Here is a 22,704-nt window from a genome sequence, read left to right on the forward strand (position 1 = left end):
TTGACTGCTTTTTATGTGGGTTTTGAACCGGGTCAATTTCAATATCCGAGTTGATGTGCTCAGGTCGCAATAAAGGATAAATGAAATGAAGGTGCACCTTAGACAGAGCCTTATTCTGTCTGAATTGAAAAAGTTTGGTCAGGTTGCGGTGATGGATCTGGTACAAACCCTCAATGTCAGCCCAGAGACGATTCGTCGCGATCTGAGTGAGATGGAAAAGCGTGGCGAGTTGACTCGAATTCACGGTGGCGCCATTAATCGCGATATGCAGGATGAAGGACGTTCATTTAACGCCAGAGCCAACGTGAACAGCAAAGAAAAGAAACTGCTGGTTGAGCAAGTGGTTAGCCATATTTATCAGGATATGGTGATTGGATTGGATGCCAGTAGCAGCAGTTGGTGGGTGGCGCAAACCATGCCAGATATTCGCTGCACTGTGGTCACCAACTCGCTAAACAACGTCACTGCTTTAACAAGTAAAAGAAACGTCACTTGCATCATGTTAGGTGGCGTGTATTCAGACAAATATAAAGCCTTTTACGGCATGTTGACGCGCAACAATTTGCAAAACCTTTCCATCGATCTCGCTATTATTTCTTGCGAAGGCTTTGATGAGCAAAGTGGCTTATGGGATTCCAATGAGCAAAATCGAGATATCAAATCCGCGTTAATCCAAACGGCCAACAAAACCATTTTGCTTGCTGACACCAGCAAACAGAAAAAGCGCAGTGTGATTAAGATCTGCGAGTACGACGACATAGATATTGTCATCAGCCATCAAAGTTTATCTCAAGCGCCCGTTTTTTAAGGGGTAAACAATCAAGAAATGTGGGAACTCGATGGCTTTGACTGATTTGCCACATCGAATGACCGAATATTTGTGCCCGATTTCAACTTTCACTTCATCAGCTCATGGTTGGTTAAAAACCATGATTTGTATCACACATAGGAAAACAGGCTTTATTGATACCCTTGTTAGCAATGGACATTGGCCTGGTTGTTTTTTGTTAAAGAAGCCAGCTTGGATGCGAACACGATTTGAATTTTTTGTGGATTTGGAATTTTCTCTATCAAGATCTTGTGATTAGTGAGTCGGTCACAAGCGGATATGCCAAGTTGAACACCACACCGGATTTTTGAGAGATGTAACTATGAGTAATTTAGTAAAAATTGGTATTCGCCCAACCATCGACGGACGTCAAATGGGGGTTCGTGAATCACTGGAAGATCAAACGATGAACATGGCCAAACGCGCGGCCCAATTCATAGAAGACAACATTCGTCATACTTGTGGGTCATCGGTTGAATGTGTCATTGCCGATACGACTATTGGTGGCGTATCTGAGTCAGCCGCGACCGCGGACAAGTTCAAGCGAGAGAATGTTGGTTTGGTATTAACGGTTACGCCTTGCTGGTGTTACGGCACCGAAACCATTGATATGGATCCACATACACCCAAAGCCATTTGGGGCTTTAACGGTACAGAACGTCCGGGTGCGGTTTACCTTGCGGCGGCAATGGCAGGGCATTCTCAAGTCGGCCTACCTGCATTTTCGATTTATGGTCAAGAAGTGCAAGATGCAGGTGATGAAAGTATCCCATCAGATGTGCAAGACAAAATTCTGCGCTTCTGCCGAGCGGGTCTTGCTGTCGCAACGATGCGCGGTAAGTCTTACCTATCAATGGGCTCAGTATCGATGGGGATCGCGGGTTCAGTGGTTAACCCTGAGTTTTTCCAAAAGTATTTGGGCATGCGCAATGAATACGTCGACATGATGGAGATTAAGCGCCGCATCGATCGCGAAGTGTATGACAAAGAGGAATTTGAGCTTGCGATGTCTTGGGTGAAGCAGTTCTGTCAAGAAGGCAAAGACTACAACGCCACGCCATTTAGCGAAGAGCGCAAAGCGCAAGATTGGGAAACGGTGGTCAAGATGACAATGATCATGCGTGACCTAATGCAAGGTAACCCCAAGCTGGCTGAACTGGGTTTCGGTGAAGAAGCCATGGGCCGCAATGCAATTTTGGGTGGTTTCCAAGGTCAGCGTCATTGGACCGATCACCTGCCTAACGGCGACTTTTCAGAAGCCATTTTAAATTCATCATTCGACTGGAACGGCATCCGCGAACCAATTTGTGTCGCAACAGAAAACGACGCGTTGAATGGTGTAAATATGATGTTTGGCAAATTACTCACTGGCGAAGCGCAAGTATTCCACGATGTGCGTACTTACTGGTCACAAGATGCGGTTGAGCGCGTAACGGGTACTCGCCCTGACACTGGCTTCCTTCACTTAGTGAACTCTGGTTCTGCGGCATTGGACGGTGCGGGTAAGGCACGCGATGCGCAAGGTAAACCCGCAATTAAGCCGCATTGGGAATTGACTCAAGATGAGGTAGAAGCCTCACTCAACGCAACTAAGTGGTGCCCAGCGATTGAAGAATACTTCCGGGGGGGCGGCTTCTCTTCTCAGTTTTTAACCGAAGGTGGCATGAAGTTCACCATGCATCGAGTCAATATGATTGCAGGGTTAGGGCCAGTACTGCAAATTGCAGAAGGTCATTCCATCGAACTGCCTGAAGAGGTGCACCACATTTTAAATGAACGCACTAACGCCACATGGCCAACGACTTGGTTTGTGCCACGCTTGACTGGTGAAGGTGCGTTTAAGTCAGTGTATGACGTGATGGCGAACTGGGGCGCTAACCACTGTGTGATTACCTCGGGTCATATCGGTGCTGACCTGATTTCACTCGCATCCATGCTGCGTATTCCGGTATCGATGCACAACGTGGACAGCAAAGACGTATTCCGCCCTCATACTTGGTCTGCATTTGGTCAAGACGTCGAAGGTCAAGACTACCGAGCATGTCAAAACTTTGGTCCAGTGTACAACTAACACATATCAGTTTGTTGATGAATTCAAATCAAACAAAACAGTAAGACAAATTGCCCACTCTGCGGAGTGGGCATAGAGAGGAGTTCCCCATGTCTCTTGTCATCATCCTCGATTGTGGTGCGACCAATGTACGAGCGATCGCCGTCGATCATAAAGGTGCTATTAAGGCATCGCACTACATCGCGAATGAAACACTACAAACCGGAACACAACACGTTTGGGACTATCAGCAGATTTGGCGCAAGCTTGTGGAGTGTTGCCACAAGGTAACCGCGCAAATCAATGCGCAAGATATTGTTGCGGTCTCGGTCACTACCTTTGGTGTTGATGGTGCGCCTTTTGACAAAAATGGCCAACAAATTTATCCGATTATTTCTTGGAAGTGTTCTCGAACTGCGCCAGTCATGGAGCAAGTGGCGAGTGAGTTAGACCGTCATACGCTCTACCAAGATAACGGTATAGGTGACTATTCATTCAATACACTGTTTAAGTTGAAGTGGCTGAAAGATAACGAGCCAGACGTATACCAACGCATGGATAAATGGGTGTTTATTTCATCCATGATCACCAATCAATTGACGGGCGAGTTAACCACCGATCGCACCATGGCTGGGACGTCTATGATGACGGATCTGAAAACCGGTGATTGGCATCAAGCAACCCTAGATTACTTGGGATTAGGCCATGCCCACTTCCCACCTATGATTGATGCTGGCGAAGTCGTAGGTACTACTCGTCAAGATGTGGCCTATTTGTTGGGAATACCCGATCGCACGCCAGTGATTTCCGCAGGTCATGATACCCAGTTTGCGTTGTTCGGTTCGGGTGTAAAAGAGAATCAGCCGTTCCTGAGCTCCGGTACTTGGGAGATCTTAATGGCTCGCGCAGCGCGTCCAGCACTAAAAGCAGAGTATTTGCAGCTGGGCCTGACGACCGAATTTGATGCCAAGAATGGTCTTTATAATCCGGCAATTCAATGGTTGTCTAGTGCGGTAATGGAATGGGTTGCCAACACGTACTTTGCTGAGCTAGAGCAGGACGCGAATAAGTATGCCGTAATGATTTCCGAAGGTAGCACAGTACCAGTTGGCTGTAATGGTACCCGTTTTAACCCCGACTTTTTGCTCGATGCCAACAATCGCGGCAATGGCAGCTTAAATGGTCTTTCCATTAACACCACTCGCGGTGAAATCTACCGCTCAGCGCTTGAAGGCTTAGCACTTCAGTTAGATAGAAGCTTGTCTACCTTGGCGGAGATTAGCCAGTTTAAGGCGGATGGACTCATGGTGGTTGGTGGTGGTTCAAGAAACACTCTGTGGAATCAAATTCGTGCTGATGTACTTGGCATCCCCATTTGCATTGTTGACCAACCTGAATCCACAGTTACCGGGGCAGCCATGTACGCATTTGCGGGCGCCGGCGTGTATGAAAATGCCAATCACGCTCAGCAGGCAATGAAACCATCATTCACACTGGTCCACCCAGGCGTGCAAAGCGCTATTTATCAAGATATTAAACAGGAGCAGTCTGATGCTTAAAGGTATACATCCAGCAATTAGCCCAGATCTATTGGCGGCTTTAAGCAGAATGGGGCACGGAGACGAGATTTTGTTCGCCGACGCGCATTTCCCTGCCGATACCTTCGGCAAGAAATTGGTCCTGCGTGCCGATGGCGTAAAGATAGATACCTTGCTATCTGGGGTTCTACCGCTGTTTGAGCTTGATCAGTACAGCCAATGCCCTGTGGTGATGATGGCGGCGGTGCCCGGCGATCAACTTGATCCGGCAGTGGAGGCTCGCTACATGAGTGCTATCTGCCAAACCACAGGTAAACCACCAGCCATCGAACACATGGAGCGATTCCAGTTTTATCAGCGAGTTGAATCTTGCTTTGCTGTGGTTTTAACCGGTGAAACAGCAAAGTATGGAAACATTATTTTGAAAAAAGGCGTGACGCCAGTTTTAGGAACAGAAAGATGTCAGTAGAAAGAGCGCAATTATCGCAAGAAATTATTGAAACGTGCCTTGAGATGAACCGATTGGGCCTGAACCAAGGTACAGCGGGTAATGTTTCAGTTCGCTACCAAAACGGTATGTTGATCACGCCAACAGGTATCGAGTACGACAAGTTAACACCAAACCATATCGTGTTTGTCAGTGCAGACGGTGAATTTGAAGAAGGAAAAATCCCGTCGAGTGAGTGGGCATTTCACATGACTTGCTATTTGGCGAGAGAAGACTGCCAAGCTGTGGTGCACAATCATGCAATCAACAGTGCGGCGGTGTCTATTCTCAATCGTCCAATTCCAGCCATTCACTATATGGTGGCAGCATCGGGCACCAATGAAATCCCTTGTGTCCCTTACGCCACCTTTGGAAGCCCAGAGTTGGCAAAATATGTCGAGCAGGGCATCAAGCAAAGCAAGTCTATTTTGTTGCAACACCACGGCATGATCACCGTAGGCGAAAACTTGAAGAAAGCGCTGTGGTTGGCACATGAAACGGAAGTGTTGGCGGATTTATACCTCAAGTGCTTGTCTGTGCAAGCTGAGGTAACTGTCTTGCCGAAAGCCGAAATGGACCATGTGTTAGAAAAATTCAAAACCTACGGTTTGCGTGTAGAGAGATAGTTTTGTCGTGAAAGCGGTATTGAAGAGCGAGCCTTGAGGCTCGCTTAATTACTGCAAAATTTGCATTGCAACGGTTTGGCCTAGCAAATTTTTTTCATCGGGAGTTTGGCCAATAAATGTCGTGATTCGCTTATTAGAATCAACACGAACAGTCACGGTTTTGCCACCTTGTCCGGGAGTGCTAAACCACATCTGATTGGTGGTTTGGTCATACTGAATAAAACCGGCACCATCGAGGTGAAGTGCTAGTGTCTCGTTTATCACAAACTGCTGTGGGTGTTGACAAACCAAGAGTAAACGACGCGTCTGCTTGTCCCACAACCACTGACCATTTTCTGAATTGCTCATAGAAAACCGTTGGTTATTGATAAGCTGTTTTGCCGTGGTGGCATCAAAGCTTATCGCATAGGCGTATCGGCTCTGGTTGGGGAGCGATAAGGTCATCACACTCGCTTCTATGACGTCCTGAGTATCATTGCCATTAATGTCTCGCCAAGTACCCGATTGCCGAGCAAGGCTAAGCTCACCAAGGCTACCGTCGAGCAATACATAATGAACCCCATCGTGCTGTACATGTTGATGAACAGGGTGCTGAACTATTGGCGCGTTCAGTGACTGACCATCCACCTCACAATGTTGCAAACCGTGACATTGATTGATGGTCGTGGTCAGCGGCTCTGGATGACTCAGATTACAACCAAGCGCAATCATCACCTCATCGAGTACAAACCATGTTTTTTGCCCCGTGAGCTTAGTCCCGTCTGGCAATGTCACGTCGAGTCGCATGGTCGCGCCACCGCCAAATGGAGCACTTAACCCGCCAACCCAGTGGCTATTGGGCTGTTCTATTCGTCCCCATTGCGCTGGTTGCCAGGTTTTGCTTGGTGCGGTCACGCCAGGGATTTTGCTCCAATCCCAGGCCGGATAGATGGCTTGGTATTCACCGCCATGTCTAGCAATGTGGTGACTGCCAAATCCTAACCAGAATCCTTGAAGATTCTCTAAATTACCTGACTCCGTTGGTTTTATCCGACTTGAGTTCATTTTAATGCCAACAAAACCGTGCGGATTTTGCCAGCTTGAATAGTCGCTGCGCCAAAAGTGCTTAAAGCCTTTGAGTGGTGACATTGTGCCAGTTAGGTGATGGATGTGTTGCTTAAGTTGGAGTTGATACTCAGGCAAGATGGCATTTAACCATTCAAGGTGTTGTTTTGTGTTGTGATGGGCGCGCTGGCGGCGAGTTAAACCGCGTCCTAGTACGTTAAAATCAATGGTGTCTCGATAATTCATCCAGCAAAAACCTTCAGTCATCAAGCGATACAACAAGACCACTTTGTCAGAGCAGAACTGCCAAGGCGATTGATGGGCGAGAAATGCGACCAAAAGAGTCTTGCTTAAAAATGCCTCGGCATACCCGCCCATGTAGAGCTGCGCCCCGTGTTGGTGAAACGAAAAATCGGCTTGTATGCCTTCATCAACACTGACAAAGATACTGTTTTCAATGTCCTTTAGGGCGCTAGCAATGATGTGCTCGTTTTGACTCGACAAACCAGACAGCAGGAATGCATAGGCAATATCGACGCGGTTGGCCCCAGTTTTGTAGGTTTGCGCTAAACCTTGGCTTAGAGCCGGAGCCAACACTTTTGCATCGAGCTCAGGCAAATAGCGAGATAGCAAGCACGTAATATGGCCAGCAGTTTGCGGGAGACCGACATCGGTCCACCACCAACTTTCATTTGGCTTGTCGATTTGAGAGCAATAAGCGAGCGCTTTGGCAATTGCACACTCAATCTCGTGAGTTGGTGCTAGAGCGTGATGTTTTATCAGTTGCAATAGCCGCGAGTAATGGTCAAAGGCAGGCCACAAAGCGCCTGTTACGGGGAGGTAGTCAATGTCTTGCCACTGTCCCTGCTCATTTAGATTGGCAAGACAATCACTCAATGAAAAGTCACTCTCTGGCTGCGACAACAACTCTTGGCACAGCTTGTCAGTCATAGTGTCGATGGCATTACATTGAGATGAGTTAGTGGTAGGTAACATCATTTGCCTCCGATTTTTGTTCATCAACAAGCAGATAGCTATTGCCTTGCTCCAAATTCAGTCGAATCGGTTCGGATTGGTTTTCTTTTAGACCGCGAATGGTGAAGACACCACTGTGTTTACAGTGCGCGATTACCTTGGTTAAACGGCTATCACACCACTTCAAATCAAACACCACGCCACCTTTGGCGTGTAATCCATAGACTTCGCCTTCCGTTAGTGTTGACGGGAGTGCCGGAAGTAATGTGATGTCTCCTTGTCTCGATTGCAACAACATTTCGACAATGGCGGCTGCTCCTCCAAAATTGCCATCAATTTGGAAATAATGAGGTGGGTGGAGATCGAGTAGACTGCTGGTGGAGAAGTCTTTGATTAAGTGATTAAGGTGCTGGAGAGCTCGGTCTCCCTGACCTAAATGCGCCCATAGGCAGGCAGTCCATGCTCGGCTCCAACCCGTATGGCCACCACCTTGTGATAGGCGCTGTTTAAGCGAGTTCTTGGCGGCAGTCCACAGTTCTGGTGTCTGATCAGGACTCAAGTTATCAAACGGGTAGATACCAATTAGATGTGATAAGTGACGATGACCGGGTTCGGCTTCTTCGACCTCGATACCCCATTCGAGTAACGCACCACTTTCTCCAATTTGCAAAGTTGGCAGCTTGCCTTTGATTTGGCTCCATTGCTGCTGCTCATCACTATCGATATTTAGAATCGTGGCAGCTTCAATTGCAAACGTCAGCGCTTGGTGAGCCAGTTGTACATCCATTGCGGCTGAAACGCACAAAGATGAAGGCACATTATCGGCTCCGACAAATGCATTTTCAGGCGACTGAGACGGCAAAATTTGCCAAGTTCCGCTGCTGTCTTGTTGCAAATAGTCTTGATAAAATAGGGCCACCTGCTTAAAGAAGGGATAGGCACGTTGGGCAAGAAAATCGCGATCTTGAGTGTATTGATAATGCCATTGGAAATGCTGCGCAGCCCAAGCCGCAGAGCCAACCCAAGCGGCCCACCCCCAAGATTCAGGCGTGGCTTTCGCCCACACATCGGTTTGCAGTGGAAACCAGATCCCGTTGCAATTGTATAGTCGCTTTGCAGCGACCTTTCCGGATGGCACCATTCGCTCAAAGTAATCGAGTAATTTGAGATTTGCATCAAACAGTCCGGTACTAAGCGCAGGCCAATAGTTCATTTGCAAATTGATATCGAGGTGATAGTCGCTCTGCCAAGGCGGTGACACTTCAACGTTCCACTTTCCTTGTAAGTTGGCTGGAAGTTCTGCGGTTGCCGAACAAGCATCGAGTAAATAGCGAGCATAATGAAAGTAAATCGCTAATAATCCTGTGTCTTGCTGGCCCTTCTTTACCCTTTCGATGCGTTTATCCGTTGGCAGGTGGTCATATTCGTCGGGTAGATTCAATTGAGTGTTGCTCAATCGAGATTTCGCTCTGTTTTGGTGCCGCGCTAATTGCGCACTCCAATCGCGGTCACTGAGGGTGGTTGGGTCACTATCTGACGTTGTCAGTTCAGTGAAACTTGAAGTGTGGCGAGCATTACACCCGACATCCACCGCAATGAGTACATATTTGGCTTGGTCAATTCGCAAGGATGCTTCATGAGGTGCGCAATCCCCATCCGTCGCCAAAATCTGAGCTTGGCTCGTGAATTCGACGCCTTCAGGGAATCTGCCGCGCAATTGAAGAGAGTGAGACTGGATGTGGTCAGTTAACTGACATTCGGGGTCATCGGCTCGGCTAAATGATAAATCCAAGTCAAAGGTATGATTGCAAGCGATATGAATCAACAGCTGATCTCGCTCGGTGTCCGCGATAACCGTTTGGCTAAATGCATGTTGCTGATGTTGCCACTTTTGGGTAACCGTAGCGCTTTCAACGTCCAGTTCTCGATACAATGACTCGAAGGTGGCGGCAGTACCATTAATGAGTACGGCCACATTCAAATCACCCGCGGGTTGGTACGGGTCTACTTGCCTGGGTTGAATGGCTTGTTTTAAGCCCCCACCGCCAGCAAACGCATCATTGCCTAAAATATTGGCAGCGTGATAGTTGCCTTGCCATAGAAGTTCACGAACCGCAGCTAAGTGCTGCGATTGCTGGCCGGCTTCGCGATGTTTGTGTTGCCCGCGCCATAGCCACTCGTGATTTAAGCTCAAGCATTGTCGTTCGGGCGTGCCATAAAATAGTCCGGCAATGCGCCCTGTGCCAATTGGTAGTGCGTCGAACCAAGTTACGGCGGGTTTGTTGTACCAAAGCTTCACTGAGTTTCTCATAGTATGTTCAACCTAAATTACTCAACCTTAATGACCCACTCGTTTGGGGCTGATTAACAGGTAATCTAGATTGACAATTTGATCACCGTATTTGGCAAAATGATCAATGCCGAGCGTAAAGCCCGATAGCGTTATCTGATATTCGCCGGCTTCAGGAAATTCCAACTCACCCAGTTCGCTCACCACGGTTTTCCAAGGAATCTGGGTATCATTGTGCAAGATCGCATCGGGGTTGAGTGAAAACGCCAGAACTTGCTCTCGACAAGTTAGTGTGCCGGTTTTTCCATAGTGCTCCCATGCGGGAGTTTTGTGATGTCGTGACTCTAAACTGGCCAAATCAATCTGGTAGCGGCCAGGATGGTTAATGGTGAAAGTCCACTGATACACAGGAGATTCGTCCTGATGTGTGGTGACGTTTAACGCATCCAAGCGCACTTTGTGAAAACGGTCTTGCATAACTCGGTGATTGGCACTTAGCTCACCTTGGTATTCGACAGCCAGTACCGTTGGGCCTTGGTCGATATCGCACTCGCGATGCATGGTGATAGTGGTGGTGACACCGTTTTGGTCGTCGTTTCGCTGCAAAACGGCAAGATGTTCAGGATTGATAGTCCCAGAAAGTTCTCGAATAGCCACTATTGGATTATTGAGCTGATGCAGTTGAATTTGTCGATGCTCTGGCGAGCGTTGCAATATCAGGTACAAGGTTTTTTGCTCGGGAGCGTGAGTGACCACACCCCAGTTAAACCCAGTTGAAAACGGTGACGCATCGGTGTTGATTACCGCAGATGCATGGGTGTCCATCCATTGGCCCATCTCTCGCAATATCGCTGCCATATCAGCAGGAACTTGTCCTTGCGGATTAAGGGTCACATTAAGCAGAAAGTTACCACCGCGACTGACACTGCAACACAGTTGGTTGATTAATGCGTTTGCCGATTTTGGGTTGAGATCGGAACGGCTATACCCCCAGTTGTCATTCGTGGTCGAGATCCCTTCCCAGTAATAAGGTTTGATCGGCAATGGCTCCATGTAATTGTCATGGCCCGTTTTGATGTCCCAGTCGACCTTGTGCTCAAGTTGATCGCCGGTGACTCGGCTGTTGACCACGGTATTGGGTTGAAGTTCGCGAATGGTCGCCATTAACTCGGTGATTTGTTCCAGATGGTTGGTGTCTGGCGCAATATCAAAGCCACCCATATCGAACCAAAGTGAGCACAACTCGCCAAAACCCGTCAGCAGTTCTTTGACTTGTGGCAGACACTTGTTTTGCCAATACTCTTGATAGCCTTTTTGTTCCCATTGGTCTTGCTGATAGTCCCAATTGTTTGGGGCCAAACTATGGGCGGTAGGGTGATGCCAGTCAATCGCATGGGAGTAGTACACGCCAAAGTCCAGCTCTTTTTGACGGCACGCTTGCTCAATTTCTTTTAATGGGTCGCGAGCAAAAGGGGTTTGCTCGGTAATGTTAAATTGATCGACTTGGCTGTGATACATGGCGAAACCATCGTGGTGTTTCGCGGTGATCACCATGTAATTCATACCGGCGCATTTAGCTAAATCCACTAACTGGTTAGCATCGAACTCAGCGGGGTTAAATGAGTCAGCGTATTCGTTGTACTCTGCCATTGGAATCTTCGCCGAGTAGGGCAACCACTCGCTGATGATGTCGTAATACTTGCCTTGATAAAACCCCGCAAGATCTTGATGGCAATACAGCCCCCAGTGCACAAACATGCCAAAGGTGTTTTTTTTCCATCGCTCTAATCCTTGCGCGGAAACACCCGTAAAAGCGTTTCTGTCATTGTTACCCGTTTGTGTTGTGTTACCTGCTAATTCACCTACCGTCATTACTACTGCTCTCTTTAAAATAAAACGATGGTTCATTTTAATAATCGAAATAGAGTTGCGATTTGGTCTTTCCCCCCTCTGTGAATTGATTCACGAAAATCATCCCCATTTTTTAGAACAGAGTTTTAGGAGGGTGACCGTTTTGTCCATGCGCAGGAGAAAACAGTCATATTGAGCACAGGTATAAGTGTGATCCAGTTAAAGGTTGAATGGTTTCTGTGAGAATTCAATCACATTTCCCAGTCGGAAACTACGATATTTGGGTCAATAAAAACAAAATGAAACCGCTTTTTGAATTAAAAGAAAAATATATTTATTTCTAGTTTGAACGTGAAACACCTGGAGAGTTTTATGCATAGTTTAAAAATTCTTGGCCAACTTTCTGCTGTTGCAATGGGTATCTCATTGTCACTTTCAGCAAATGCTGCTGTTTACAACGAAGCGCCAATGTTGGCGGACTTAGTTGAAAAAGGGCAGCTTCCTTCAGTTGAGCAGCGCTTACCGTCTGAGCCTTTGGTGATTGAGCCAATCGAGAGCATTGGTCAATATGGTGATCAATTGAAGTTATTGGGCTTGAAAAAAGATAACGGTCATCGTATGCGCATGCTTAAGTACGACAACCTGTTTAACTTCAACCGTTCTTACACGGGTATTGAGCCCAATTTGGCGACGGGGTACGAGGTAAACGATGATTTGACCGAATACACCATCTCACTTCGCAAAGGCGTAAAATGGTCTGACGGTCATGCGTTTGGTGCGCACGATATTAAGTTTTACATTGATTTGATGAACCGCGAAGACTGGTCGGGGAATCGTCCGTTTTTTGCTCGTAGTGCCGGTGACGCGGTTGCTGAAGTTGTCGACGAACACACAGTAAAAATTAAGCTCGCGAAACCCGATGGCATGTTGCTTCGTAAACTAGCAAATACTGATGGCTCGAATATTGTTCAGTTCCCGAAACATTATTGTGAACAGTTTATTCCGGAATACAACGATAAGGCAGTTGCCAATGCGAAAGCGGCCGGATTTGAGAACTGGCAGCAGTATTTCCAAACTAAGTGTCGCGCTATCTACTTTATGGAAAGTTACACAAACGTTGATAAACCGACAATCAACGCTTGGAAAGTGAAAGTCGCGCCGGGTCCGGCAAATCAATATGCGATTTGGGAGCGTAACCCTTACTACTGGATGGTAGACACTGAGGGCAATCAGCTTCCTTACCTTGATCAAGTTTACTTCTCATACTCTGAGAACTTAGAGGAATTGGTTTTGCGCGCGGCAGCGGGGGAGACAGATTTCCAAACTCGTTATGTAGGTAAAGCGGTATATCGTCCTACTCTGATGGAAAATGAAGAAAAAAGCGGCTACCGCTACGACTTCCGTCCTACGACGAGTATGAATGCGATGATTATGAACCTTAACCAAACACACAAAGATCCGGTTAAGCGCGAGTTATTCCAAAACAAAGATTTCCGTATTGCCCTTTCGCATGCGATTGATCGCGAAGCGATATCAGAGACTGTTTTTGCTGGTGTTGTGGAACCACATCAGTCCGCTCCGGCAGAAAAGTCGAATTTCTGGGATGAAGAATTTGCCAAACAATACACGGAATACGATGTTGCTAAGGCAAACTCGTTGCTAGACAAAGTTGGTCTCAAAAAGCGCGACAAACAAGGATTCCGTCTCGATAAAACGGGTCAACGCTTGCGTATTGAAGCATCCATGCCACAACGATTCGTCAGCGAATATGGCGATATTTTAGAGTTGGTAAAAGGTGACTTCCAAGAAGTTGGCGTATTCCTTGATATTAAAGTCGTGGAAAATTCTTACCTAGGTACTTTGATGTTATCGAATGAATATGACGTGCTACCAGCAGCCGGTGACGGCGGTATCGGTGTGTTAGATACTTTCCGTAACTATGGTGTGCAAAACCCATCGTCAACTTGGGGTATCGGTTACTACTACTGGATGACCGATCCAAATCACGCCGATGCTGTTGAGCCGCCGGCACATGTGAAAAAGCAGATCGAGCTATACCGAGAAATGGGTAAAACTGCCTCTCTGGAAGAACATAACCGCTTGATGAAAGAGATCGTCAATATCGCCAAAGAAAACTTCTATGGTATTGGAACGGTTTCTGCGTTGGATGAAGGTGTGATCATTAAACACAATGTTCATAACGCTGATGTTTCCGTACCAAACTCATACGGCATTGCTTCTCCAGGGCCAATGCGCACTGCGCAGCTTTGGAAGTCCACCAAGTAAGTTGTTTCCTCGTTTTTATTGAGGTTGCCCTAACTACATCTGTAGTTAGGGCTTTTTTGCTAGTAGTAAGTGGTTAATATGACAATCGAGACAAAGTTGGATGATTTCCTGATTGATGAGCGACACTGTATTAATTGGCAATGTGGTGACGCACAAGTCAACAACATTGAAGTTGGAAGGTTGCGCTATCAAGGAGGGGAGCGTCGTTGGCAAAAAAACGTGTGTACCGATCGTTACAGTTTTAGCGTAGTGACGGCGGGACACCTTTGGTACCAAGATTCAACGGGAGTCATTACCATGCTAAAAGCTGGCGACCGGTTTCAGCGACATCCGAGCTGTTGTCACTCAACGTGTGCCGTTGAAGGTGAGCTGTATGAAGAGTGGTTTGTGTCTCTGCCGGATTCGGTGTATCTGCCGCTTACTCAATTGGAGATCATTCCCAGTTGGCAGTGGTGCCGCGCTTTGCCAAATATGGAGGTGTTAGGGCAGTTTCATCACCTCAAGCAATACGCCAACCTTGCCCCTAATGCCGTTCCCGAATTTCTAATCGCCCTGCAACGTTGTTTTTTAACTTGGTTGCACCAAGAATCTCAATCACAACACCGAAATGATTGGTTAAACGTTGCGAAAACTCAATTGAGTGAGAACTGGTTGACGCCCATTCATGATATCGCAGCAGAATTGAAAATGAGTGAGGTTCACTTCCGGCGTCAGTTTAAGTACGCAACAGGCACGCCTCCGCATCAGTATCGAATGTTGCAGCGATTGAGTTTGGCGAAATCGTTGCTTGAACAAGCCAACATTCGAGTGATCGATGTTGCGGATTGTCTAGCCTATCCAGATGTGAGTAGTTTCAGTAAACAATTTAAGCGTCACTACGGTATTGCGCCGTCACAAATCACGCCCCCAAGAATAAGCTTTTGATTTTTATTCGCTTAGATATCGTTCTTTTTAACTTAGATTGCGTTTTAGCGCGATTAACATAGTAAACCAATAATAATGTATACCGACTTAAAAAAAATTCCCAAACTAAACATCGATTCTAACCGACCATTAGATCAGATAGTCCAAGTATTAGACGAGGGTTTATGCCTTGCCATAGATAAGGTTAACTGGCTTGGTTTTGAGACCTCAGTTCGCTCAATGGCTTATCTTGCTTATAGCGAAAATGCATTGTACATCCGCTTTGATGTTTCTGAGCCAGCGGTGGTCGCCAATAAAACCCAAACTAACGAAATGGTTTGCTTAGATAGTTGCGTTGAGTGCTTTTTGCTGTCTTCAACGGGAGACTATTACAACATTGAAATGAACGCCATTGGCACCGTTTTGGTAGGCCTTGGTCCTGATCGCCACTCCAGAAATCTATTACCTAATTGCGAAGCAGAAAGAATTCGCACTTGGTCCAGTTTGGGTAAAAAGGCGTTTGGGTTATTAAATCAAGCAACCGATTGGCAACTGGTATGCGAAATTCCGAAAGATTGGTTGCTTGATGCACAATCTGCAACGCTTGAGAGTGAGCGAGTTCTTAAGCTGAATTTGTACAAGTGTGGTGAAGAGTTACCCGATAAACACTACTTAACCTGGGCACCAATCCCGACGCCGCAGCCCGATTTTCATCGGCCTGAGTTTTTTCAAGAGCTGGTTTTGGCTTAGTTTTCAAGATTAGAGATAGGAAAGGTTTATCCCCTATCATTTTTTTGGGATTTTATCCGAAACAATGAGCCAGCCTAATCGCGGGTGTTGCTGAGAATTGGCTGAATACCACTTTGATGCCCTGACATTGGGTGAGAGGTAACTCTAGGATTCTGTGAGCACCGATACTTTGAACGGTTTTTAGTTTCACCCACTGGTTGTTGAGTTTGACGTGGATTTCAAACTCATCAACGCGTTGACCTAAAGGTAGGTACTCACTCAACTTAATTAAGCCTATTTGTGTGGGAGATTCAAATTCCCATTGTAAGTAGGGCGTCGTATCTTGTTCACTAGGTGACCAAAAGCACTCATCATCGCGCTGAGTATGGCCACTCAGGTGTTGTGCGCTAAACTCACTGCTTGATTGAACGATGCCGGTCTTGGCATTGCCCAGTTTACTGTCTAGTAGCGTTTTGAATTCGAGTAGCGACGTTTGGTCATTAGGGTGAATTTGCCCACGTTGGTCTAACGGTAAGTTCAGAAGGAGCGATGCACTACGGCCAACAGATTTTAAGTACAGTTGCCATAAGTTTTCAGGTGAACGAACCTGGTCGTCTTCTTTTTCGTCATAAAACCAGTTAGGGCGAATAGACACATCACACTCAGCTGGGCGCCAAATATCGCCATGACGTTCACCTGAACCCAGTAATTCAAAATGTTCATCCCATGCTTTAACCATATCGTCTTCTTTGACTGTTTTTTCTTGTAAGCGGTCGATTTTGCTCACGGACGAGACGGTATGCCAACACGGCTCATTGGCAAAGCCTTCTTCATTCCCTACCCAGCGAATATCGCAGTTGGTAAAAATGACCGCATTAGGCTGATTGCGACGCACAATCTGATAGGTATTTTGCCAATCGTAATAGGTTTTTCTATCGATACTTCGCATTTCATTCGCGCCGCCATAATAGCCATCGCCTCCATTTGCTCCGTCAAACCACACTTCAAACAGCTCTCCATACTGGCTGGTGAGCTCTTCTAACTGTTTTTGGAAGTAATCTAGATAGTCAGCACGACCATATTCACTGTGGTTGCGATCCCATGGCGAGAGATAAACACCGAATTTTATCTTATGTCGAAGACAGGCCTCGCTGATCTCTTTAACCATGTCTCCTTGACCGTTTTTCCACGGACTGTTTTTGATTGAATGTTCGGTATAGGGGGACGGCCATAAACAAAAACCATCGTGGTGTTTACAGGTCAGGATTAATCCCGCCATACCACTTTGTTTCGCGGTTTTGACTATCTGGTCGGCGTCAAAATCTGAGGGGTTAAATAAATGAGGTGATTCATCGCCATAACCCCATTGCTTACCCGTAAAGGTGTTGATTCCAAAATGCAAAAAACCATAAAACTCGTGTTTATGCCATGCCAATTGTCGAGCGTTTGGAGTGGGACCAAAAGGAGATAAAACGGACATACTGCTTCCTAACAAATAGTGTTCGCCACGCGGCGTGTAGTTCGACGTAAGAATAAGGGGTTAGGCGGGATTTAGAATGTCAAAAACAATCGCACGGGTTGGAAAAAACAATCATTTACTACCCAGCTAAAAGTAACTGGCCAAAAAGTAATTGGTTGAAAGGTGATCAACTAAACGGGTGCAAGCAGTGTCCCGTCCTGATATAGGTTGACACTTTTGGTTAAAACGCTCGGTGAACTTCATCGGGCGTTTTGTAATTTAAAGCTGTATGTGGTCTCTGTTCATTATAGAGTTTTACCGACTCGGCAACCATTTTCTTTGCTTCATTCAAGTCATTCGGCTTACTCAGTAAGTACTCCATCTTTAAGATGCCGTTCACTCTTTCTGCTAGAGCGTTTTGATAACAATCATATCCATCTGTCATAGAGCACCTCACATGATATTTTCTGTGTAATGACTGATATTCCTCAGCGCAGTATTGAATACCTCTATCAGAGTGATGAATAAGCTCACCCTCGTAGCGTCGATTTTTCAAGGCCTTCAGGAACGCGCGCTTCACTGTTTGTGTCTTCATATTGTCATCGAGATGATACCCAACTATCTTCCTTGAGTAGGCATCGGTGATTAAACTGAGATAGGTATTTCCTGTTTGCGTTGCCAAGTAAGTAATATCAGCGACCCACAGCTGCTCCGGTTTCGTTGGAACCATGCCTTCTTTGATGCAGTTTGGATGGCAGTGAAACCGATGATGGCTGTTGGTTGTTCGATGATAAGCCCTACGATTGGGGACCAATAGACGGTGTTGTTTTAGCAAACAGAACAAATGGTCCCGTCCTACATCAATGTTATGTTGACTGAGTAAGTGTTTGAGCTTGCGAGTTCCCAAGCGAGGATGTTGAATCCGTTGCTCTTTGACGAACCCAATGACAGACTGCTCTTTCCGAATTCGCTGACGCTCTGACGTACAACGTTTATAAAATGCCTGCCGAGTAATGCCAATAAACTGACAAGCTTTCGTCACTGTGAGTCTTTTGAGCGTTTTTTCCTTAATAACTCGGCTTTGCGCTTCTTTGAGATTCGAACTCCAAAATCTCTATCCATGACTTTTACGACCGCTTCAAAGAAGTCCGCTTTCAGTTGAGTTTCCTCAAGTTGTTGTTCGAGTTCTTTTATTCGTTGTTCAGGAGTATGAGCAGAAGGAGAATCAGACATATCATTACCTACTGTGTTTGGTTTCTCTATTCCTTTAGACCAATTTAGACGACCGTGCTTACGAAGCCAAACCAAGACCGTGGACCGACCTTGGATTCCATATCGCTCTTGGGCTTGTATATAGGTCATTTCTCCTTTTTCTACTTGGTCAACAACCGCCAATTTAAAGGCAAGAGAATAATCTCGCTGGGTTCGTTTACTTGTTGATTTCATGACACTCTCCAATTTCATGTTGGGAATGTGTCAACCTTATTTAGGACGGTACACAGAAAAGAAAAAAGCACCGCAATGCGGTGCTAAAAAATCTTTGACAACAGGTCAAAAAAATAAATACAGGAAGTATGTTTTGTCTCAGGGATACGAGATACAAAACGTTTCGGTAGTAACCTACCTAACTCGAAAACCGAGTTTGCAAACACAACATCGCAACAACTAAGCCAATTGGTCATAACAACCAAGCCGTTCAGGTTAGCGTTGCGGGATGAAATATAGAATTTCTCTAGCCGCTCAGCAATCGACAATTTATAATGCTTCGCATAAGAAAATCTAATTGATGTGTAGTCAAACCATGTCGAGACGTCTACCACCACTCAACTCGTTAAAAGTGTTTGAAGCGGCTGCGAGAAACTTAAGTTTTACTCGTGCAGCGGAAGAGCTATTTGTTACACAGGCGGCGGTAAGCCATCAAATCAAGTCGCTCGAAGAATACTTGGGATTAAAACTGTTTCGTCGTCGCAATCGATCCTTACTTCTCACCGAAGAAGGGCAAAGTTATTTCAACGATTTGCGCGATATTTTTTCCGCGATTGCGGAGGCAACAGACAAGGTTTTAGAGCGCAGTGAAAAAGGTGCTTTGACCATAAGCCTGCCGCCGAGTTTTGCTATTCAATGGCTGGTGCCTCGTTTGGCGGACTTTAATCAACAAGAGCCAGATATCGATGTTCGAATCAAGGCGGTGGATCTTGAAGAAGGCTCACTGACCGAAGATGTCGATGTGGCGATTTATTATGGACGCGGTAATTGGCCCGGGTTGAGAGCCGATAAGTTGTATCAAGAATTTCTGATACCTGTTTGTTCTCCTAACTTGTTATTGGGGAATAAGCCACTCGCAACCATTGCCGATCTTTCTCATCATACCTTGTTGCACGATACCTCTAGAAAAGAGTGGAAGCTTTTTGTAAAAGAAAATCAGCTGGCTAATGTTAACGTCAACCACGGGCCTATTTTCAGCCACTCTACTATGGTGTTACAAGCGGCAGCCCATGGGCAGGGAGTGGCGCTGGCCAATAGTGTACTAGCTCAACCTGAACTTGCTTCCGGAAGGTTGGTTGCGCCGTTTGATCAAGTTCTAGAAACCAAAAATGCGTTTTATGTGGTGTGTCATGACAAGCAAGCTGACCTCGGTCGAGTGTCAACTTTTAGAGATTGGATGTTAGCAACCGCGCAAGCAGAACAGCAGGAGTTACTTAATGGCTGATTGGATTCTTGAAGGCCCAAGCGATGGGCCTCTATTTATTTTTGCTCATGGAGCTGGTGCTGGCATGGAGCATGACTTCATGCAGCAGATGTCCAACGAGTTGGTATCGCTCGGCATTAGAGTATTGCGATTCAATTTCCCCTACATGATCAAACGTGCTCAGGACGGGAAAAAGCGCCCGCCAGACCGCGCACCTAAATTATTAGAAGCATTTGAAGCTGTGATTGCAGAGCACGGTGCGGAAAGCGTTGTAATTGGCGGCAAGTCCATGGGTGGGCGTATGGCCAGCCTACTAGACCAACACCAAAGTGTCGCAGGCATTGTCTGTTTAGGTTTTCCTTTCCACCCACCGGGAAAGCCAGAGAACTTTAAGGGGGAGCACTTGGCAGCGATGAGTACACCAACCTTGATTGTTCAAGGGGAACGCGACACGTTTGGCAACCAATTGGAATGTCAGGATTTTACATTTTCTAACCGCGTTGAGCTTCACTTCTTGCCGGACGGTGATCACAGCTTTAAACCTAGGAAAGCGTCGGGCTTTACTCAAGAGCAACATATATTGAGCGCTGCAGAACGTGTAGCCTCATTTATCGAAGGAATCTAATCCATGACCCCTAAGTGGCTGTTAGTGGTTGGCGGCGCATTCGCAGCCACTGCTGTTGCATTCGGCGCCTTTGCCGCGCATGGGCTTAAAGCACAACTCTCCCCTTATCTATTGGGCGTGTTTGAAACGGGTGTGCAATACCAGTTTTACCATGCGTTTGCAGTCATCATCATGGCGCTGGCCAGTTATACAAACTTACCAGCACAATCCAAAAAGCGTTTCTTACAAGCTGCGTTATGCTTTATTATCGGCGTCTTTTGTTTTAGCGGTAGTCTTTACGCACTAGCGCTAACCGGAATTAAATGGTTTGGGCCTATCACGCCTATTGGTGGAGTGAGCTTCATTATTGGCTGGCTTGTGATGATCTCAGGTACCTTAGCAATTAACAGGAACTCGCAGTGAAACAACTTATGCTGTACTGCAGACCAGGTTTTGAACCTGAGTGTGCAGCGGAAATTCAAGACAAAGCGACACAACTCGAAGTATTTGGATTTGCTCGAGTCAAAAAAAATGCAGGGTATGTGCTTTTTGAGTGTTACCAAGACGGTGATGTGGAAAAGCTGATAAAAGATATTGATTTTCAAACGCTGATTTTTGCCCGTCAAATGTTTGCTGTTTTGGCGGTGTGCCAAGATTTGCCAAAAGACGACCGCATATCTCCAATTTTGACTGAGTTATCTCAGTTAGAAGAAGTGCCAGTTTGTGGCGATTTACGAGTTGAAACCCCAGACACGAATGAAGCGAAAGAATTACTTAAGTTCTGCCGAAAATTTACAGTCCCGATGCGACAAGCGCTGCGCGCGAAAAATTGGCTTTGGCAAAAAGAGCACAAATTTAAGCCCGTAATGCACATTTGCTTTGTCGAACCGGGGCATTGTTTCGTAGGTTACTCCTACACTAATAACAATTCAGCGTTTTACATGGGTATTCCACGACTCAAGTTTCCAAGTGATGCTCCAAGTCGTTCTACATTGAAGTTGGAAGAAGCGTTTCACGTCTTTATCCCTAAGAATGAGTGGGACGAACGTTTGGCGTCCGGTATGTGGGCGGTGGACTTAGGCGCTTGTCCAGGAGGCTGGACTTACCAACTGGTTAAGCGATCCATGTTTGTGCACGCCGTCGACAATGGCATGATGGCCGACAGTCTGATGGAAACTGGGCAGGTGAAACACCATCAAGAAGACGGGTTTAAGTTTGAGCCACAACGTAAAAATGTCACTTGGCTTGTGTGTGACATGATCGAAAAGCCAGCGCGAGTGGCGCAATTGATGGGTGAATGGATTATCAGTGGTTGGGCTAAAGAGGCGATCTTTAACCTCAAGCTACCGATGAAAGGTCGCTATGAAGAAGCGTCTGAAGACATTGAAAACCTGAAACTGTTTTTAATTGAAAATGGTGTGAAGTTCAAAATGCAGGCCAAGCACCTTTATCACGACCGTGAAGAGATCACGGTTCACCTGCAGTGTTTGTCCAATATATCGCCGCGCTAAACTCTGATTACTTGGGCTGATTGAAACGGATATCTTGCAGGTTAAAGCCAAGCTCGATATCCGTTTTTAGTTGCGAGACATCGCGACTGGCCCGCGCAGGTTCGATATGTTCATCCAGCTTCTTGCGGTATTTATCAGCCAATTCTGATGACGCAAATGCCGCCTCTATCGAGGGAAATTGGCCAAGTATTTCCTTGGCAGCCTTTGGCCCTATACCAGCCACACCAGGCACCTGACTAGAGCTGACGCCCACCAATCCCCAATAATCGGCAAGTTGCTCTGGGTTTACCCCAAATTCTCGTTCAATAAAGTCCGTATCTAGCCAACGATGCTGGAAGTAATCGCGAATCTGTAAAGTTGGGGAGAGCAGTTGGCAATAACCTTTGTCAGTGGAAACAATCGTCACTTTTTCTTGGCGGCTGGCAACTTTAACAGCGAGTGTCGCGACTAGGTCGTCCGCTTCATCACCTTCTGAAAGCAATGAATCAATCCCCATTTCCCACCAAGCTTGTTGAATTTGATCGAGCCCTTGTGCCAGTTCAGGAGGCATGGGTTTTCGGCCTTGTTTATATTGGGGCAGCCGTTTGGCACGCCATCCTCTGTCGTCGTCTAAATGATCAAATACTGCCAAAATATGGGTAGGTTTCGCTTCATTAATAATGCGTCGCAATGTTCGACAGGTAGTTTGGCTGGTGGCACTGATATCGCCAGCATCCCCTTGAACGGCATGGACACGGCGAATGAGGTTGAGTGCATCAATGATCACTAAGTGAATAGACATAAACGATTAGGCCCTTGAAAACCAAGGGCCTATTGTAACGCTTAATCCGTCG

18 protein-coding genes are annotated in these 22,704 nt (G+C 46.4%); 12 read left to right on the forward strand and 6 right to left on the reverse strand.

Annotated features, from left to right (window positions below; all coding sequences use genetic code 11):
- Positions 1 to 85 precede the first annotated feature (85 nt).
- The 5 genes from ACXAFJ_RS02560 (at position 86) to ACXAFJ_RS02580 (ending at position 5,530) form a co-directional block, all read left to right on the forward strand.
- Complete coding sequence (locus ACXAFJ_RS02560; RefSeq protein ID WP_475321201.1) at positions 86 to 808, forward strand: DeoR/GlpR family DNA-binding transcription regulator; 723 nt, start codon at positions 86 to 88, stop codon at positions 806 to 808.
- A gap of 343 nt (positions 809 to 1,151) precedes the next feature.
- Entirely contained in the window at positions 1,152 to 2,900 is a 1,749-nt protein-coding gene (fucI, locus tag ACXAFJ_RS02565; RefSeq protein ID WP_475321203.1) for an L-fucose isomerase, read from the forward strand.
- A gap of 89 nt (positions 2,901 to 2,989) precedes the next feature.
- Positions 2,990 to 4,438 (forward strand): L-fuculokinase, encoded by a 1,449-nt coding sequence (gene fucK, locus ACXAFJ_RS02570; protein ID WP_475321204.1) that lies wholly within the window; start codon positions 2,990 to 2,992, stop codon positions 4,436 to 4,438.
- A complete protein-coding gene (gene fucU / locus ACXAFJ_RS02575; RefSeq protein ID WP_475321205.1) occupies positions 4,431 to 4,886 on the forward strand; it encodes an L-fucose mutarotase in 456 nt (151 codons plus the stop codon). The genes fucK and fucU overlap by 8 nt, the downstream gene beginning before the upstream one ends.
- The gene (locus ACXAFJ_RS02580) at positions 4,877 to 5,530 is read left to right on the forward strand and encodes an L-fuculose-phosphate aldolase (RefSeq protein WP_475321207.1); all 654 of its coding nucleotides are present in this window, start codon (positions 4,877 to 4,879) and stop codon (positions 5,528 to 5,530) included. The genes fucU and ACXAFJ_RS02580 overlap by 10 nt, the downstream gene beginning before the upstream one ends.
- 48 nt (positions 5,531 to 5,578) lie before the next feature.
- Here the strand turns inward: ACXAFJ_RS02580 and ACXAFJ_RS02585 are convergent, their stop codons facing one another.
- Genes ACXAFJ_RS02585 through ACXAFJ_RS02595 form a run of 3 tightly spaced genes read right to left on the reverse strand, consistent with a single transcriptional unit; the run spans position 5,579 to position 11,711 of the window.
- Positions 5,579 to 7,573: a polysaccharide lyase family 8 super-sandwich domain-containing protein gene (locus tag ACXAFJ_RS02585; RefSeq protein ID WP_475321208.1), complete on the reverse strand. Its 1,995-nt coding sequence runs from the start codon at positions 7,571 to 7,573 to the stop codon at positions 5,579 to 5,581.
- On the reverse strand, positions 7,554 to 9,860 hold the full coding sequence (locus ACXAFJ_RS02590) for a glycosyl hydrolase family 95 catalytic domain-containing protein (RefSeq protein ID WP_475321209.1): 2,307 nt from the start codon (positions 9,858 to 9,860) through the stop codon (positions 7,554 to 7,556). Before ACXAFJ_RS02590 ends, ACXAFJ_RS02585 begins: the two co-directional genes overlap by 20 nt.
- 27 nt (positions 9,861 to 9,887) lie before the next feature.
- Positions 9,888 to 11,711: an alpha-L-fucosidase gene (locus tag ACXAFJ_RS02595; protein ID WP_475321211.1), complete on the reverse strand. Its 1,824-nt coding sequence runs from the start codon at positions 11,709 to 11,711 to the stop codon at positions 9,888 to 9,890.
- 351 nt (positions 11,712 to 12,062) lie between these two features.
- On the opposite strand from ACXAFJ_RS02595, the gene ACXAFJ_RS02600 reads away from it, so the two are divergent.
- From ACXAFJ_RS02600 to ACXAFJ_RS02610, 3 genes are all read left to right on the forward strand, one after another.
- A complete protein-coding gene (locus ACXAFJ_RS02600) occupies positions 12,063 to 13,976 on the forward strand; it encodes an ABC transporter substrate-binding protein (protein WP_475321212.1) in 1,914 nt (637 codons plus the stop codon).
- 78 nt (positions 13,977 to 14,054) lie between these two features.
- Positions 14,055 to 14,900, forward strand: a complete 846-nt coding sequence (locus ACXAFJ_RS02605) for a helix-turn-helix transcriptional regulator (protein ID WP_475321214.1) — start codon at positions 14,055 to 14,057, stop codon at positions 14,898 to 14,900.
- Between the two features lie 75 nt (positions 14,901 to 14,975).
- Entirely contained in the window at positions 14,976 to 15,629 is a 654-nt protein-coding gene (locus ACXAFJ_RS02610) for a carbohydrate-binding family 9-like protein (RefSeq protein ID WP_475321215.1), read from the forward strand.
- Positions 15,630 to 15,681: 52 nt separating this feature from the next.
- Here the strand turns inward: ACXAFJ_RS02610 and ACXAFJ_RS02615 are convergent, their stop codons facing one another.
- Positions 15,682 to 17,088 (reverse strand): alpha-L-fucosidase, encoded by a 1,407-nt coding sequence (locus ACXAFJ_RS02615; protein WP_475321216.1) that lies wholly within the window; start codon positions 17,086 to 17,088, stop codon positions 15,682 to 15,684.
- A gap of 220 nt (positions 17,089 to 17,308) precedes the next feature.
- Positions 17,309 to 18,513 (reverse strand): IS3 family transposase gene (locus ACXAFJ_RS02620; RefSeq protein WP_475321218.1). Its coding sequence is split into 2 segments (ribosomal slippage): positions 17,309 to 18,126 and positions 18,126 to 18,513, totalling 1,206 coding nucleotides; the frame shifts between segments, so codons are not numbered across the junction.
- Positions 18,514 to 18,868: 355 nt separating this feature from the next.
- On the opposite strand from ACXAFJ_RS02620, the gene ACXAFJ_RS02625 reads away from it, so the two are divergent.
- From ACXAFJ_RS02625 to rlmM, 4 genes are read left to right on the forward strand one after another with little or no spacing between them, the layout of a single operon-like run.
- Complete coding sequence (locus tag ACXAFJ_RS02625; RefSeq protein ID WP_475321219.1) at positions 18,869 to 19,777, forward strand: transcriptional regulator GcvA; 909 nt, start codon at positions 18,869 to 18,871, stop codon at positions 19,775 to 19,777.
- Positions 19,770 to 20,381, forward strand: coding sequence for an alpha/beta family hydrolase (locus ACXAFJ_RS02630; RefSeq protein WP_475321220.1), 612 nt, complete (start codon positions 19,770 to 19,772; stop codon positions 20,379 to 20,381). The genes ACXAFJ_RS02625 and ACXAFJ_RS02630 overlap by 8 nt, the downstream gene beginning before the upstream one ends.
- A 3-nt stretch (positions 20,382 to 20,384) precedes the next feature.
- Complete coding sequence (locus ACXAFJ_RS02635) at positions 20,385 to 20,783, forward strand: DUF423 domain-containing protein (protein ID WP_475321221.1); 399 nt, start codon at positions 20,385 to 20,387, stop codon at positions 20,781 to 20,783.
- Positions 20,780 to 21,871: a 23S rRNA (cytidine(2498)-2'-O)-methyltransferase RlmM gene (gene rlmM, locus ACXAFJ_RS02640; protein WP_475321223.1), complete on the forward strand. Its 1,092-nt coding sequence runs from the start codon at positions 20,780 to 20,782 to the stop codon at positions 21,869 to 21,871. The genes ACXAFJ_RS02635 and rlmM overlap by 4 nt, the downstream gene beginning before the upstream one ends.
- 7 nt (positions 21,872 to 21,878) lie before the next feature.
- On the opposite strand, the gene xni is transcribed toward rlmM, so the two are convergent.
- Positions 21,879 to 22,652, reverse strand: a complete 774-nt coding sequence (xni, locus tag ACXAFJ_RS02645) for a flap endonuclease Xni (RefSeq protein WP_475321224.1) — start codon at positions 22,650 to 22,652, stop codon at positions 21,879 to 21,881.
- Between the last annotated feature and the right edge of the window lie 52 nt (positions 22,653 to 22,704).

This window comes from Vibrio sp. ABH4_348, assembly GCF_056159765.1.